Below are 14,071 nucleotides of genomic sequence, written 5' to 3'. Positions count from 1 at the left end.
CGTTCACGCCGATTCGGAGCCGTTGACCGATTCGGTGGGGGTCGCCCTTGGCACCCGTTCGGATTTGGACCGCGATGACGCCTGCGGGCAGCGCAAACCTGCAAGCATGGTGGGTGGCCGAGCCGGATTCGGGAACTCGACAGAGGAGACGGCCATGGGCTTCATGCGAAACATGGGCGTGCTGGCCGCGACGCTGGCCGTCGGACTGCTCACCACGGCGGGACCGGTCACCGCGGCCCCTGCCGCCAGCCGCGCACCGGTGGACAACGCCTACCTGATCGCCGCGCACCAGGCGAACCTCACCGAGATCGCCATCAGCAACCTGGCGGCGACCCACGAGGGCGCCTCTCCGATCGTGGTGCGGCTCGGCGCGGAATTCAAAGATGATCACCAGAAGCTCGACGACGCGCTGATGTCCGTGGCCCAGCAGCAGGGGGTCGCGCTGCCGAACATGCCCAACACGGAGCAGCAGGCCGTGATCCAGCAGCTGGAGCAGCTCAACGGCGCACTGTTCGACAAGGCATGGGTGCCGGTGCAGCTCAAGGCCCACGCGGCGGCGATGGCCGCCACGCAGGCCGAGATCGCGAAGGGTCAGGATCCGGCGGTCGTGCAGCTCGCCAAGGACGCGCTGCCGGTCATCACCAAGCACCACGAGCAGCTGCTCGACGCGGCCCCGCGGCTCAACATCCAGATCCCGTGACGGCCGTCAGGCGCGCTGGTACTGCTCCCAGGTCACTTTCGGCTCGACCGCGGGACCGTCGTCGGGCCCGCGGTTGGCCAGGCCGTTGAGGCCGAGGTAGTAGTCGCCTGCCTGGTTGCGGGCCGGGGTGGACTGGTCGGTGTCGGCCAGGGCGATCGCGTGGATGTGGTACGGCCAGTTGCCCTGGGACGGGGTGCGCAGCCAGGCCGCGAAACCGACCTGGCGCAGCCGCCGCACGGCCGTGGTGCGCTGCGCCGAGGACATGCCGTCCACGGCGAGGTCGAGCGCTCCGCCGCCGTCGTGGGTGCCCGCCGACGTCGGGTCCTCCCCCGGGCTGTACGAGCCCTGCGTGATGGCGAACTGCCGGCCGAGCAGCAGTTCGGCTTCCAGCAGCATCGCCTTGGTACGGGCGTTGACCGGCACACCCCGGAAGGTGCTCTGCGCGCCGGGCGACAGCGGCCGCACGACGGTGAAGCGCTGCTCGCCGAGCTTGGTGAGCGAGGTCGGGCCGGGCAGGCCGGTGGCGTCGAGGCCGGTGTAACCCAGCGAGCGCTGCCAGGCCGCGTACGCGTCGATGGTCTTGGTGCCGAAGTGCCCGTCGACGTATGAGGCCGCGAGCAGCCCCTTGGCCTGCAATGCGCTCTCCACGAGCAGAACGCTGTCGCGGCTGCCGGGCGTGATCGCCGAGTCGGCGCGGCGCGGGTCGATCTGCGCGGCCTTCACGACCGCCTCCATGTCGACCGTCGGCAGCGCGGCCGACGCCTGCCCCGCCCACACCGCGACCGGTGCGGCCAACACGCCCGCGAGCGTGCCGCCCATCAGCCGTCTCCTGGTGACCATTCGGGCCCTCCCCACTGTGCGGCGAGCCCGGACACCCGGGCCGGCCTGATTTGATCTCCGTGGGCGAGGCTAGGCAGCGCCGCTACATCGGCGGTACACAGTCTCTACAGGTCACCGGCGGTGCCGGAGGGCGGGCACGCCGGCGGCACGGCGTCCGGGCCGTCGCCGGGCAGCGGGAACCACCGGATCGGCTCGAAGGCGCAGCCGTCCCCGGCCCGCGGGCGGGGCAGGCTCGCCGCGGCGAAGATCCCCCTGGCGGCCGCCAGCTGCCCGGCCAGCACCCGGTCGAGGCGGTCGGGGCGCGGGCGCGGGGCGGTGATGGCGGACAGGGCCTCGGTAAGCAGCACCGGCGGCTCGGCAGGAGCCCGGTGGTGCGCCCACAGGCCGGTGACCGGGTCGAAGGAGTACTGCGGCAGCAGCCGCCAGGCGTGTTCGGCGAGCAGGCGGACCGCCTGCACCAGGTAGTGGACGACGGCGTCGTCGGCGAAGTAGGGGAAGCCGATGCGGGTGAACGACAGTTTCGCGCCCATGCGACCGTCGAGGATCTCCTGCTCCATGCGCCGCGACCAGCGCTCGCCGATCGGGAAGTCGCGGTGCAGGTAGGGCCCCGCACAGAAGCAGCCGCTGCGCGCCTGGATGCCGAACAGGTCGTTGAGCAGCGCGGCGACGAAGTTGCCGTGCAGCAGGCCCGATCGGTGGCGCAGGCCGAACGACACGATCGCCAGCCGGGGCGCGGTGCGGTTGCCGAGGATCTCGATGCGGGGGTCCTCGTTCCAGGAGGCGAGCGCGCGGCGCAGGTGGCGGGCCTCGCGGCGGGCGATCTCGGCGGTGCCGACGGCGTCCTTGACGGTGAAGGCCAGCCCGGCCCGGACCGCGCCGACGATGGCCGGGGTGCCGCCCTCCTCTCGGATCGACGGGTCCGGGTGGTAGGACACGGTCGTCGGGCTGACGAACAGGATCGTCCCGCCGGCGGGCACGGCCGGAACCGGGTTGGCGAACAGCGCCCGCTTGGCGACCAGCACCCCGGGGGTGTCGGGGCCGCCGACGAACTTGTGCGGCGAGAGGAACACCGCGTCCTTGGCTGCGGCCGGGTCGCCGGGCGGGTTCATGTCGATCGGCAGGTACGGCCCTGCCGAGGCGTAGTCCCAGCAGGCCAGGGCCCCGTGGGAGTGCAGGGTGGCGGTGACCGCGTCGACGTCGGTCAGGATGCCGGTCACGTTGGACGCCGCCGAGAAGCTGCCGATCCGCAGCGGGCGGTCCGCGTACGCGCGCAACTGGGCGGCCAGGTCGTCGAGATCGACTCCCCCGGTCGCCGCCTCGCGGATGGTGACCAGGTCGGCGTCCGACTCCCGCCACGGCAGCTCGTTGGAGTGGTGCTCGTACGGGCCGACGAACACGACCGGCCGACGCGCCGGATCGGCGGTGCGCGGCCCGCCCGGGACCAGGCCGAGCACCCGGATCAGGCGGTCGACCGCGCCGGTGACCCCGGTGCCGCAGAACACGACCGCATCGTGCTCGCCGCCGTTGACCGACCGGTGGATCGTGCGGCGCGCCTGCTCGCGCAGCGCGGTGGTGCGCCGCCCGGTGGCCGTCGCCTCGGTGTGCGTGTTCGCGTAGGTTGGCAGTACGCGGTGGCGGATGAAGTCCTCGACGAACGACAGCGCCCGCCCGGAGGCGGTGTAGTCGGCGTAGACGAGCCGTCGCGGCCCGAAGGGGCCGGGCACGACCAGGTCGTCGCCGATGACGCCGCGGCGGATGCGTTCCAGCAGCGCTTCGGTGTCGCCGGCGCGGCGCGGCGGGCGTCTTCCCAGGCGTCCAAAGGCGGGCATCGTCCCTCCCGCGACTCGGGATTCCACGGCTCGGGCCGCGGGATGGCCCTGACGGTAGGTCCACCGGAAGCGGTGTTCCACATCGCGGGAGTCGGATCACGGGCAGCGGCGATGTCCGCTTGCCGATAACGGTGCGGCCCGTTGCCAGGTTTCGTCCAGCCGGCTCTGATCGAATGGCTTCCGGCGGAGAGGAGCGGGTATGGCCGGGAGCGTGCTGCTCGGGTTGGGCGTGGCGGCGGTGCTGGTGGTGGCCGCGTACGCGGTCGTGTGCGCGGTGCGGCCGGGGGCGGCGTACCTCGCCGGGCGGCGCTGGACGCAGGCCTCGGACAGGCACGGGCGGGCCGCGTTCACCTGGCTGACCGCCCGGGTCGCCGCCGAGGTCGTGCTGCTGGTCATCGGGGCCGCGCTGGTGTTCACGCTGGCGTCGGTGTTCGTGGAGGTGCTCGACGCGGTCGTCGACTCCGACGACCTGACCGTCATCGACCGGCCCGCCGTGCAATGGCTGGCCGGGCACCGCACCCCGGGCCTGACCCGGCTGCAGATCGCGATCACCGACCTGGGCGGCGCGGTCGCGCTCACGCTGGCCGCCGTGGTCGCCGTCGCGGTCGTGGCCTGGCGCAAACGCTCCTGGTATCCGCTGGTCCTGGCGCTGCTGTCGCTGGGGGCGCTGCAGCTGATCGTGTACGCCATCAAGGAGATCATCGGCCGGGACCGGCCCAACCCGCCCGACCAGGTGGTGACCGCGGCCGGGTACTCGTTCCCGTCCGGGCACAGCGCCAGTTCGCTGGTCGGGTTCGCGCTGCTGGCGTGGCTGGTGTGCATGCTGACGAGCAACCGGACGGTGTGGGCGACGGTCTGGGTCGCCGCCGCGGCGGGCACCGTCCTGGTCGGGCTGTCGCGGGTCTACCTCGGCGTGCACTACCCGAGCGATGTGCTCGGCGGCTGGGCGCTCGGCCTGACCTGGCTGGCGGTGGTCGCGGTGGCGACCCGGGTCTGGCAGATGCGGGTCGCCGCCAAACCCGGCCCATGACCGTCGGCGGCCCGCTCAGTTGACGATGGTGGCGGGCGCGGGCGGGTCCTCGTACCGGCTGGCGAGTTGCGCCACGACGGACACGGGCACGAACGCCAGGGCGTACAGCAGGGCCGCCTGTCCGGGGCTCGCATGCCCGGAGGTCGCCAGCAGGAGCGTGGTGGCGAACGTCGCCAGCCACAGGACGTCGGCCACCGCGTCCACGAACCGCACCCAGCGCGGGGCGAAGCTCCGCCAGCCCGGCTCGTACCACATCGCGTCGCGCCGCTTGAGCCGCTGCGCCCAGCCGATCACGGCGGCGACCACCGCGGTCGCCAGCCACACGGCCACGACGAACCGCCCATCCCACCGGACCGGCGTGCCCTCGCCGAGCAGCGCGACGATGCCCCTACCGACCAGGTGCATCACCGCCACCGCGGCGCAGACCTCCGCCGCCACGGACCACCAGCCCATGCGCTTGCGCAGTCGGCTCAGCACGGCATCACCACTCGGGCACCAAGAATGATCATGTGGCGGAGTGTAGGCACCGCATGCCGCCGGCGGCAGAGCCGTTCCGGCAGGACTCCGCCGGACGGGCCTTGCCCGCCCGGCCCTACCGGAAACCCGGACCGGGTGCCGAATCAGGTGTTGGCGCCGCGCGCGGCGACCGGCCAGCGGTCGACGGCCGTGCCGCCGGAGACGACGACCAGCTCGTCGGCGAGGTTCACCGTGGCGCACACGTGGTTCGGCAGCACCCGCAGGGTCGTGCCGCGTTCGGGCAGCTCCGCGCCCGGTGGCAGGGTCACCGTCGCGTGGTGTTCGGACAGTGCGGTGATCCGCGCGTCGGGCAGGTCGGGCAGCCGCCCGTGCCCGGTCGCCCACGCGGACCGGTCCGCGCCGAGCACCTTGCCGCCCGCGTCGAGGATCACGTGGTCGGCGGACCGGCTGACCACGGTCGCGACCACGCTCAGGGATACGTCGTCGAAGTCGCAGACGCCGAGTTCGACCTGCTGGGCGTCGTTGAAGACGTACACGCCGGGTCGGATCTCGTTGAGCGCCGCGACGTGGCTCCACGCCGCGGTGGGCGTCGACCCGCCGCTGACCACGTCGGGTTCGAATCCGGCCTTGCGCAGCGCGTCGGCGGCGTCCACCAGCGCCACGGCCTCTTCGGCGGCGACGCCCTCGGCCAGCGACGGGCCGTAGCCGTGGCCCGGGAAGGTGAACACGCCGCGTACCCGCAGGCCAGCCTTGTCGGCCGCCAGGGCGACCACGCCCGCGTCGGCGGGCCGTACGCCGCTGCGGTGGTGGCCGCTGTCGACCTCCACCATCACCTCGACGTCGCGCCCCGCGTACCGGGCCAGGGCCTGCGCGCCCTCCGCCGAGTCCACGCCCACCCGCACCGCGGCCCGCGCCGCGACCGCCCGCAGCCGCGCCCCGCGCGCCTGGTCCACCCACAGCGGGTACGCGATGAACAGGTCCTCGCAGCCGGCCTCGACGAAGATCTCGGCCTCGGCGACCGTGGCCACGGTCAGTCCCGTCGCGCCCGCCGCGAGCTGCCGCCGCGCGATCTCCAGACACTTGTGCGTCTTGGCGTGCGGGCGCAGCGCCAGAGAGCGTTCGCGGGTGAACGACGCCATCCGGGCTATGTTGCGGTCCAGCACGTCGACATCGACCGACACGTAAGGGGTGGGCAGCTGCGTCATGCCCATCATGCTGCCATTGCCCGGGGCCGTTGCCGCACGACGCCGGTGAACACGCAAGCGGGGAGCGTTCCGCGGCGGGCGGTGTAGGCGTATCCCCGCCCGGGTATCGGCTGATCATGAGAGCACGCACCGTCCTGGCCGGACTGACCTTGACCCTGCTGGCGACCGGGTGCGCCCCCTGGCACGACGGTGACGAGGGGCGCGACGGGCTCGGTCGGGCGCATGCCGTCTCCGCCGAACGGGGCGACCTCGACGCGGCGGCGCTGACCGTCGTCAGCGGCGCCACCACGCTGGCCGTGCGCGCGGCGGACCTCGACGGAGACCTGTACCGGATCAGCACCCCGGACGACTCGCGCATCGCGCCGGACGTCGTGGAGTCCGGTGGCCGGTACCAGCTTCATCTGCGCGACACCGGGGAGCGGGGCCCGGCGGCGGTGGAGGTCCTGCTCGACCAACGGGTGCGTTGGGACCTGCGGTTCTCCGGCGGCGCGAACGAGACGCTGGTGGACCTGGGCGGCGGGCGGGTGGCGGGCCTGGACTTCACCGCCGGCTCGGCGCGGATCGAGACGGTCCTGCCCCGACCGGAGGGGCCGGTGACGGTGCGGATGGCCGGTGGGTCCAGCGACTTCGTGGTACGCGCCCCCGACGGCGTTCCGGTGCGCGTCACCGCCGGCGGTGGCGCGGCCAACGTGACCGTCGACGGCGCTCGCCGCTCGGGCATCGCCGGTGGCACCGTGTTCGCCCCGGCGGGCTGGGACACCGCAACCGACCGGTACGACGTGGACGCCGTGGCCGGTGTGTCCAGTCTGACCGTCACCCGCCGCTGATTTCGGGCTCCACCGGGCAAGTCCTCGGGGTGAGCGCGTATCGGAGCTGTTCCGCGCCGGTGATCCGATGCGGAACAGCTCCGTCCGTCATTCGGTGCGCAGGCCTTCGGCGCGCATGAGCCGCCACAGCACCGGCAGGCTGAGCGCGGTGACCAGCAGGATGACGGCTCCGGCCAGCGCGGACACCACGCCGATGCCCGCCCAGTCGATAGCCACCGGCGCGTCGATGATGCGCAGCAGGACCGCGCCCAGGCTCACCCCCGCGGCGCAGGCCAGCACCAGGCCGAGCACCACCGGCACCGCGGTCTGCCACAGGATCGCCCAGCTCATGGTGCGCCGCCGGGTGCCGAACGCGACCAGCACGGCCAGCAGCCTGCGGCGGTCGCGCAGCTGCTCCAGGACGACCACGAGCAGGCTCGCGCCGATCAGCAGCAGCGTCGCCGCGGCTCCGACGAACAGTCCTCGCCTGACCTGGGCGAACTTGTTGTCGACGATCGTCGAGCGCAGTTCCCAGGTCGTGCCGAGCGGGTCGAGTTCCCAGCGGGTGTTGGTCACCCGGTCGGCCATGTCGGCCGCGGCAGGGTCGACGGTGATGAGCGCCTGCAGCAGCAGGGGCCGGTCGCGCAGCGCCGCCGACAGCGCCGCGGGCGTCGCGAGCACGCCCACGGTGTCCCCGTTCATCGGGTCGTTCAGGCCCCGTACCGGCCGCGCGCCCGCCGGGACCGTCCAGGAGCCTTGCTCGCCGTCCTCGTTCAGCGTGACCGTGCTGCCTGGCGCGGGGACCGGCACGTCGGGGTTCTGCACGAGGTACGTGGCGCCGTCGGCGCAGTCGCCGATCTCGGCGAGCTTGCGCAGCGCGGCGCAGTCGCCGATGGTCAGCGGCGTGGACGGCTGCTCGCCGCTGGGCAGGACGGGCAGGTTCAGGCTGACGATGCTGCGGGGCAGCACCGAGGTGACGCCCGGTGTCGCCGCGAGGCGGGCGGTGAACCCGGCCGCGTCCGACCAGCCGTTGGGCATCCGGACGGCGGCCGAGATCTGGGCGCGCGTCGCGTCCTGGCCGCTGAAGCGCTGGTAGTTGGCCTCGACGGCGGCGAACATCATCTGCAGGCCGATCGCCCCGGCGACCGCGACGGCGACGCCGGTGACGGCGCGGGCCGACATGCTGCCGTCGAGCTGGAGCCGCCGGACGGCGAGCTGCCAGGCGACGGGTCCGCCGTGGATGCGCCGGACGACCGACTGCACCAGCCAGGGCAGCAGGGTGGCCACGCCGAGCAGGATGAAGCACACCCCGCCGATGACCTGCCACTCGCTGAAGCCCTCGCCCTCCTTGCTGACGCTGCCGACCAGCGGCAGCAGCAGGAGCACGCCGAGCACGGGCATGAGCAGCCGCCACCAGAGCCGGCGCCGGGTGTCGCCGCCGCGGCGTACCACGCCCAGGGGTTCGATCATGACGCGGCGCAGGGACAGCACGGTGACGACGACCGCGGCGGCGGGCACGGCGAACACGATCAGGGCCCCGAGCACCGGGTCGGGCTGGACGTCGGACGGGAACACGCTGATGCCCAGCAGCTCGACCGAGCCCACGAACGAGCGCCCGGCCAGGAACATCACCGCGCCGGCCGCGAGGCCGAGCAGCGCGCTGAGCATGGCCTCGCCGGCGGCGATGCGCCGGGCCATGCCGGTGTCCGCGCCGACCAGGCGCACCCCGGCCAGGCGGCGGTCGCGGCTGTCGCCGCCGAAGCGGATCGCCGACGCGACGAACATCGCGACCGGCAGCAGCAGCACCACGAAGATGATCACGACGAGGAGCAGCAGCACCGGGTCCAGGCCCTCGGAGGTGTTCACGTCGCCGAAGCCGTTGCGGCGGCCCACGCCCGGGGTGTCCGCGGTCAGCTTGTCCGTGCCCAGGTAGAAGGCCAGCTCGCCCGGACCTTGCAGGCCCTCGTCGGCGATGAAGCCGGTCACCGGGTAGTGCAGGCGCTCACGCAGCAGTGCGCCTTCCGGGGTGACCAGCAGCCGGGCCAGCGCCGGGGACACGATCATCTCGCCCGGGCGGGGCAGCGCGGTCAGGCCGGGCGGGACCACCGGCCGGGAGCCCTCCGGCTGGACCAGGCGGCCGCGGACGGGGGTGTCGCGGTACTCGGTCTCGGCGGTGCCGACCAGGGTGCTGCGGTCGGTGCGTTCCACCTGCATGCCGTAGTTCTGGTCGGCGCGGGACGCGCCGCGGTCGCCGCGGGCCTGCATCATGTGCGGGATGCTGACGGCGGTGAGCAGCATCGCCACGCCGAGTCCGACGCCGACGGCGGTCAGCGCGGCGCGGGCCAGCCCGGAGCGGCCGCCGGCCAGCGCCATGCGCGCGCCGAGCAGCAGCTCGCGCAGCCAGGACGGGCTCACGCGACACGCTCCAGGTCCAGCGAGGCGCCGTCGCGGACCACGACTTCCCGGTCGGCGTACGCGGCGACCCGGGGCTCGTGCGTGACCAGCACGACGGCCGCGCCGGTGTCGCGGGCGGCCTGGCCGAGCAGCTGCATGACCTTTTCGCCGTTGAGGGAGTCCAGGGCCCCGGTGGGCTCGTCGGCGAAGACCACCTTGGGCTCGGTGACCAGGGCACGGGCCACGGCGACGCGCTGGCCCTGGCCGCCGGAGATCTGCCCCGGCAGCTTCGCGGCCACGTCGCCGACCTCCAGCCGGTCGAGCCAGACCCGGGCGCGGCGTTCGGCCTCCTTGCGGCGCACCCCGTCCAGCCGCAGCGGCAGGGCGACGTTCTCGACGCACGTCAGCTCGGGCACGAGCTGGCCGAACTGGAAGACGAAGCCGAAGTCGCGGCGGCGCAGGGCGCTGCGCTCGACGTCGGACATCGCGGAGATCTGGCGGCCGGCGTACACGACGGTGCCGTCGTCGGGGCGCACGATGCCGGCCAGGCAGTGCAGCAGCGTCGACTTGCCGGAGCCGGACGAGCCCATCACCGCGACGATCTCCCCGGCGCGGACGGTGAGGGAGGAGCCGCGCAGGGCGGGGGTGGTGCCGTACATCTTGAACAGGTCGGTGCCGACCAGCAAGGGCTCGGTCATGGGGTGGTTCTCCTTGCGGGGGTGGTCCGGGGTCACGGGCGGACTCGGGCGGCCAGCTCGTTGAGCCGGGCGGCGGTCAGTTCGAGCCAGCGCAGGTCGGCTTCGAGGTGGAACAGGGCGTGGTCGCAGATGAGCTGCTCGGCGAGGTCGCCGCCGGTCTTGCGGCGGGTCACCTCGCGCATCAGGCGCAGGTGCTCGGTGCGCTGCACGTCGAGGATCTCGTCGGCGGGGCGGCCGGTCATCAGCGCGAGGACGACCTTGGTGTAGAGGACGCTCTGCAGGTAGGGCTCGGGCTTCTCGGGCTGGCTGAGCCACGTCTGCACGTCGGTGATGCCGGCGTCGGTGACCGCGTAGCGCTTGCGCTCGGGACCCTCCCCCGGCTCCAGGCCGTCGACGACGACCAGGCCGTTCTTGAGCAGGCGGGACAGCGTGGCGTAGACCTGGCCGTGGTGCAGGGGGCGGCCGGGTGAGAAGCGCTCGTCGTAGGCGCGCTTGAGGTCGTACCCGTGTCGGGGCTTGCCCTCGAGCAGGCCGAGGAATGAGTGACCGATCGACATGCCGAGGACTGTACACCACACGTATACATCGTGTGTATACGTGTGGTGCCTACAGCAGCTTACGTCGTTGACGCCGCATCTGCCCAGGTCAACGCACTACCGGCGGAGCGCGTGCTCCAGCTGGGCCTTGGTCATCGAGGAGCGGCCCTTGATGTTGCGCCGCCGCGCCTCCTCGTAGAGCTCGTCGCGGCTCAGCTCACCGGAGACCGGCACGGGCGGCATGGACAGCATCCGGCCGGAGTTGATCTCCTTCTTCGCGCGGGCCCTGGCCCGCTTGGCCTCCATCGCCAGGATCTCCTCGGTGCCCGGCACCCGGGTCGCCTTCGCCTCCGCCTCGCCGATCCTGCGCTCCCGGTCGCGGACCGCCGAGGTCACGTGCTTGCGCCGGCGGTTGCGTTTCTCGTCCGGGTCCTGCGGCATGACGTTCCCCTTCCGCACGGGCCACCGGCGTCGGGCCGGGGCCGAGGCACTCACCTCGACCATCGTCGCGCGAACCGCGGCCGCCGTGGCCGCGAACGCCGCTACTGAGGCCCGCCGGACGCGCTCCATTCGATCCACGCCATGACGGTGACGGCCAGCACCGGCCCCGGTGGCGGCTGTGTCGCGTACTGCGGATAACGCTCCGTCAGCAGGGCGAGCGCCACCGCGGACTCGGGGTCGTCGGGGGTCAGCACGCGGGCGGTCCCGTCGGCACGGACCCACCACAGCGCCGACCAGTCGTCGTCGTAGTGGTCGGCGAGCAGGCACACCCGCGGGTCGGCGGCGATGTTCGCCAGCCTGCGCAGGGCGAGGGTGCGTTTGGGCTTGCGGTCCACCGCGCTGTACACGGTGTCGCCGGCCAGCGCGAACACCACCGGCACCAGGTGCGGCGCGCCGGACGGGCCGACTGTCGCGAGCCGGGCGACCCGCGCGGTCGCGAATCGCTCCCGGGCGGTGCTCACCCCTTGGTGTACGTGCCGACCGCGCGCTCCCACTCCTCCAGCCCGCGCTGGACTACCCCCTCCGGGCCCGACGGCAGCCAGTGCATGGCCCGGTGCACCCCGGCCTCGGCCAGCCGCTCCAGCACGGCCGGGTCGGCGGGCACGGACATCAGCTGCACCTGGACCGGCCGCTCGGCGCGGGCGCGCAGCTCGGCGACGCGCTCCAGCACGCCGGCGTCCTCGCCCCAGTTCGGCATCCAGCCGTCGGCGAAAGCGAGCACCCGGTCGAGCACGGTCGGCCCGGTGCCGCCGACCAGGATCGGCGGGTGCGGCCACTGCGCGGGTTTCGGATAGGACCAGATCCGGTCGAAGTTCACGTACTCGCCGGAGTAGCTGGCCTCGTGCCGGGCCCAGATCTCCTTCATCGCCTCGACCCGCTCGGCCAGGACCGCCATGCGCACCTTCGGGTCGGTGCCGTGGTTGCGCATCTCCTCGCGGTTCCAGCCCGCCCCCACCCCGAACTCGAACCGGCCGCCGGACAGGTGGTCGACGCTGGCCACGGCCTTGGCGGTGTGGATCGGGTCGCGCTGGATGACCAGGCAGATGCCGCTGCCCACGCGCAGCCGGGAGGTCGCCGCGGCGGCCGCCGTCAGCGCCACGAACAGGTCGTAGCAATGCCAGTACTTGGGCGGCATCTCACCACCCGGGTACGGGCTCTCCCGGCTCGCGGGGATGTGGCTGTGCTCGGCGAAGAACAGCGCGTTCTGGCCGCGGTCCTCGACGAGCCGGGCCACCTCGCCCGGGCTCATGCCGTCATGGGTCGGGAAGTAACCGACGCCGAACTCCATATCGTGCCCCCGTCCGTGCCGCCGCCCCGCCAGCATATGCACTTATATGGGAGGTATCCGGTATATCGAGCGTCCACCATCGCACCGGGCGCGTCGGGGACTCCGGCGCGTCCGCGCACCTGTGCGAGGTGCGCGGCGTGATCGCGATGTCGACGGCGGCCGCCGAGGGCCGCAAGGTTCGGCATGGCCGTCATGGCTGCTGCGGTCCCCGGCGCCGCTGAGGGACGCACCAGGGTGTTCATCATCGCGTACGTGATCGTGCGGCTGCTCGGCTCGCAGGCCTGGACCCGGACCGGCCGCCGCTGCTGTTCCTCACCGCGGCCGGCATCACGGCGGTGGCCGCGGCGCTGGGCCTGCTCGCGACGCTGACCGAGGGCGAGCACCACCAGGTTCCGGCGGGAGTCAGGGTCATGCTCTGCCTCGGTATCGCGGCCTACTACGTCTCGGCCGTGGTCGGCGAGGCGCTGCGCGGCACCCGCGACGGGTCCTGGCTGCGCCGGTTGCGGCTGGGGGACCATCGATCCGGTCGGCGACGAGGATCCGGCGCCCGGTGCGGACCCGAGGCTGCCGGCCTAGGCGTCCGCCGGCAGCGTCGCCAGCCACTGCTCCGCCGGCAGCGACGCCGGCGGCCGCCCCTCGCGGGCGAACAGGTTCGCCCAGCGGCGCGCGTTCTCGTTGTACGGCGCGGTGAGCCCGTGCAGGCGGGCCACCAGCACGATCTCGCCGCTGAGGTAGTCGGCCTCGATGTGGCCGGTGCCCCGGGCCAGGCTCTGCCACGACGAGCCGCCGCCGCGCGAGTCGGCGACCGCGGCCTTGAGGATGCCGGCCCGGCGCTCGTTGTCCTCGTCCTCGGGGGTGTACGCGATCCCGGCCGCGTCCAGCACCGCCTCCGCCTCGGCCCGGATCCGCCCGACGATCTCCCGCACACCGTCGGCCCGCCCGCACACGGCGTCGACCGCGTTGCCGACATTGCGCAGCAGCTTGCCGTATTTCCAGCGCATGATGTCCGGGCGCGGCACGCTCTCGTATCCGGCCTTGCGCAATGCCGCGGCGATCGACTCCGCGGTCGCGTCGACGCCGGACGGGAAGCGACCGACGTCGAGCAGCCCCGGGACGGGGTGGCAGTCGGCGCGGACCACGCCGGGCGTCAGGTGGGTCGTCGGCGACATGACGCAGATGCCGTACACGTGCTCGAAGGCGCGCAGCGCCTGCCGCTCGTTGTCGACGCCGTTCTGCAGGCACACGACGGGTGTGGCGGCGGGCGCGTACACGGCCAGGTCGCGCAGCGCCGCCTCGGTGTCCTGGCCCTTCACGCCGAGCAGCACGACGTCGCCGTCGCGCCACTCGATCTCCCCCGGCCCCGCGACGGCCGGCACGGCCATGGTGCGCGAGCCGGTGGCGTCCTCCAGGGTCAGCCCGTGCTCGCGGATCGCGGCGAGATGAGCGCCCCGGGCGATGAGGACCACCTGCTGGCCGGAGAGATGAAGGTACGCGCCGAGCACGCCGCCGACGGCGCCTGCCCCGTAAACGATGAACCGCATCCGGCCAACCTACCCAGGTGGCACCGGCTCGCGGCTCTCACCCTGCGCGTCGAGGCCGCGATCCGGCAGAACCAGTCCCGGTGGCTGCCAGACGACAACACGCTGCGCCGGTTTACATCTTTTTTGATGTGGCCACATCAAAAAACCAGCGTGCGGTGCCCGTCCTCGACGGCCAGCGCCTCCGGCGCGACCTGGTAGGGCGGTTCCGCCGCGCGCAGTTGCTCGA

14 protein-coding genes are annotated in these 14,071 nt (G+C 73.3%); 3 read left to right on the top strand and 11 right to left on the bottom strand.

Annotation, left to right across the window (positions count from 1 at the left end; translation table 11 throughout):
* Positions 1 to 154 precede the first annotated feature (154 nt).
* Positions 155 to 700: a DUF4142 domain-containing protein gene (locus AB0B35_RS40825; RefSeq protein ID WP_361056907.1), complete on the top strand. Its 546-nt coding sequence runs from the start codon at positions 155 to 157 to the stop codon at positions 698 to 700.
* Between the two features lie 6 nt (positions 701 to 706).
* Here AB0B35_RS40825 and AB0B35_RS40820 read toward each other — a convergent pair whose 3' ends face one another.
* Both AB0B35_RS40820 and AB0B35_RS40815 read right to left on the bottom strand, forming a co-directional pair.
* The gene (locus tag AB0B35_RS40820) at positions 707 to 1,540 is read right to left on the bottom strand and encodes a peptidoglycan-binding protein (RefSeq protein ID WP_361056904.1); all 834 of its coding nucleotides are present in this window, start codon (positions 1,538 to 1,540) and stop codon (positions 707 to 709) included.
* A gap of 104 nt (positions 1,541 to 1,644) precedes the next feature.
* Positions 1,645 to 3,369 (bottom strand): aminotransferase class V-fold PLP-dependent enzyme, encoded by a 1,725-nt coding sequence (locus tag AB0B35_RS40815; protein WP_361056900.1) that lies wholly within the window; start codon positions 3,367 to 3,369, stop codon positions 1,645 to 1,647.
* A gap of 199 nt (positions 3,370 to 3,568) precedes the next feature.
* Between AB0B35_RS40815 and AB0B35_RS40810 the strand changes: the two genes are divergently transcribed.
* Positions 3,569 to 4,399, top strand: coding sequence for a phosphatase PAP2 family protein (locus AB0B35_RS40810; RefSeq protein ID WP_361056897.1), 831 nt, complete (start codon positions 3,569 to 3,571; stop codon positions 4,397 to 4,399).
* A 15-nt stretch (positions 4,400 to 4,414) separates the two neighbouring features.
* On the opposite strand, the gene AB0B35_RS40805 is transcribed toward AB0B35_RS40810, so the two are convergent.
* Positions 4,415 to 4,876 carry a hypothetical protein gene (locus tag AB0B35_RS40805; RefSeq protein WP_361056894.1) on the bottom strand — a complete coding sequence of 154 codons (462 nt, stop codon included), beginning with the start codon at positions 4,874 to 4,876 and terminating at the stop codon, positions 4,415 to 4,417.
* A gap of 143 nt (positions 4,877 to 5,019) precedes the next feature.
* Positions 5,020 to 6,081 (bottom strand): alanine racemase, encoded by a 1,062-nt coding sequence (locus AB0B35_RS40800; protein ID WP_361056891.1) that lies wholly within the window; start codon positions 6,079 to 6,081, stop codon positions 5,020 to 5,022.
* 116 nt (positions 6,082 to 6,197) lie between these two features.
* Between AB0B35_RS40800 and AB0B35_RS40795 the strand changes: the two genes are divergently transcribed.
* Positions 6,198 to 6,908: a hypothetical protein gene (locus AB0B35_RS40795; protein ID WP_361056888.1), complete on the top strand. Its 711-nt coding sequence runs from the start codon at positions 6,198 to 6,200 to the stop codon at positions 6,906 to 6,908.
* An 87-nt stretch (positions 6,909 to 6,995) separates the two neighbouring features.
* On the opposite strand, the gene AB0B35_RS40790 is transcribed toward AB0B35_RS40795, so the two are convergent.
* The 7 genes from AB0B35_RS40790 to AB0B35_RS40760 all read right to left on the bottom strand — a co-directional run bounded on the left by AB0B35_RS40790 (position 6,996) and on the right by AB0B35_RS40760 (position 13,845).
* A complete protein-coding gene (locus tag AB0B35_RS40790; protein WP_361056885.1) occupies positions 6,996 to 9,302 on the bottom strand; it encodes an FtsX-like permease family protein in 2,307 nt (768 codons plus the stop codon).
* On the bottom strand, positions 9,299 to 9,979 hold the full coding sequence (locus AB0B35_RS40785; RefSeq protein ID WP_360536681.1) for an ABC transporter ATP-binding protein: 681 nt from the start codon (positions 9,977 to 9,979) through the stop codon (positions 9,299 to 9,301). The genes AB0B35_RS40790 and AB0B35_RS40785 overlap by 4 nt, the downstream gene beginning before the upstream one ends.
* 32 nt (positions 9,980 to 10,011) lie before the next feature.
* Positions 10,012 to 10,536: a PadR family transcriptional regulator gene (locus AB0B35_RS40780; RefSeq protein WP_155385145.1), complete on the bottom strand. Its 525-nt coding sequence runs from the start codon at positions 10,534 to 10,536 to the stop codon at positions 10,012 to 10,014.
* A gap of 96 nt (positions 10,537 to 10,632) precedes the next feature.
* Positions 10,633 to 10,956, bottom strand: a complete 324-nt coding sequence (locus tag AB0B35_RS40775) for a plasmid stabilization protein (RefSeq protein ID WP_360536684.1) — start codon at positions 10,954 to 10,956, stop codon at positions 10,633 to 10,635.
* Between the two features lie 101 nt (positions 10,957 to 11,057).
* On the bottom strand, positions 11,058 to 11,477 hold the full coding sequence (locus AB0B35_RS40770) for a TIGR03668 family PPOX class F420-dependent oxidoreductase (protein ID WP_361056882.1): 420 nt from the start codon (positions 11,475 to 11,477) through the stop codon (positions 11,058 to 11,060).
* Positions 11,474 to 12,304, bottom strand: a complete 831-nt coding sequence (locus tag AB0B35_RS40765; protein ID WP_361056879.1) for an LLM class F420-dependent oxidoreductase — start codon at positions 12,302 to 12,304, stop codon at positions 11,474 to 11,476. The genes AB0B35_RS40770 and AB0B35_RS40765 overlap by 4 nt, the downstream gene beginning before the upstream one ends.
* A 572-nt stretch (positions 12,305 to 12,876) precedes the next feature.
* Entirely contained in the window at positions 12,877 to 13,845 is a 969-nt protein-coding gene (locus tag AB0B35_RS40760; RefSeq protein WP_361056876.1) for a 2-dehydropantoate 2-reductase N-terminal domain-containing protein, read from the bottom strand.
* Positions 13,846 to 14,071: the final 226 nt, after the last annotated feature.

Origin of the sequence: Catellatospora sp. NPDC049133 (assembly GCF_040648455.1) — a bacterium.
Lineage (GTDB): Bacteria > Actinomycetota > Actinomycetes > Mycobacteriales > Micromonosporaceae > Catellatospora > Catellatospora aurea.
The sequence above is the reverse complement of the archived record's forward strand: the minus strand, read 5'-3'. Positions and strand labels throughout refer to the sequence as shown.

Bases quoted from the DNA above. Each gene is read 5' to 3' on its own strand.
- AB0B35_RS40820 (WP_361056904.1), bottom strand. From the start codon at position 1,540: ATGGTCACCAGGAGACGGCTGATGGGCGGCACGCTCGCGGGCGTGTTG.
- AB0B35_RS40765 (WP_361056879.1), bottom strand. From the start codon at position 12,304: ATGGAGTTCGGCGTCGGTTACTTCCCGACCCATGACGGCATGAGCCCG.
- AB0B35_RS40800 (WP_361056891.1), bottom strand. From the start codon at position 6,081: ATGACGCAGCTGCCCACCCCTTACGTGTCGGTCGATGTCGACGTGCTG.
- AB0B35_RS40785 (WP_360536681.1), bottom strand. From the start codon at position 9,979: ATGACCGAGCCCTTGCTGGTCGGCACCGACCTGTTCAAGATGTACGGC.
- AB0B35_RS40780 (WP_155385145.1), bottom strand. From the start codon at position 10,536: ATGTCGATCGGTCACTCATTCCTCGGCCTGCTCGAGGGCAAGCCCCGA.
- AB0B35_RS40760 (WP_361056876.1), bottom strand. From the start codon at position 13,845: ATGCGGTTCATCGTTTACGGGGCAGGCGCCGTCGGCGGCGTGCTCGGC.
- AB0B35_RS40815 (WP_361056900.1), bottom strand. From the start codon at position 3,369: ATGCCCGCCTTTGGACGCCTGGGAAGACGCCCGCCGCGCCGCGCCGGC.
- AB0B35_RS40825 (WP_361056907.1), top strand. From the start codon at position 155: ATGGGCTTCATGCGAAACATGGGCGTGCTGGCCGCGACGCTGGCCGTC.
- AB0B35_RS40810 (WP_361056897.1), top strand. From the start codon at position 3,569: ATGGCCGGGAGCGTGCTGCTCGGGTTGGGCGTGGCGGCGGTGCTGGTG.
- AB0B35_RS40795 (WP_361056888.1), top strand. From the start codon at position 6,198: ATGAGAGCACGCACCGTCCTGGCCGGACTGACCTTGACCCTGCTGGCG.
- AB0B35_RS40775 (WP_360536684.1), bottom strand. From the start codon at position 10,956: ATGCCGCAGGACCCGGACGAGAAACGCAACCGCCGGCGCAAGCACGTG.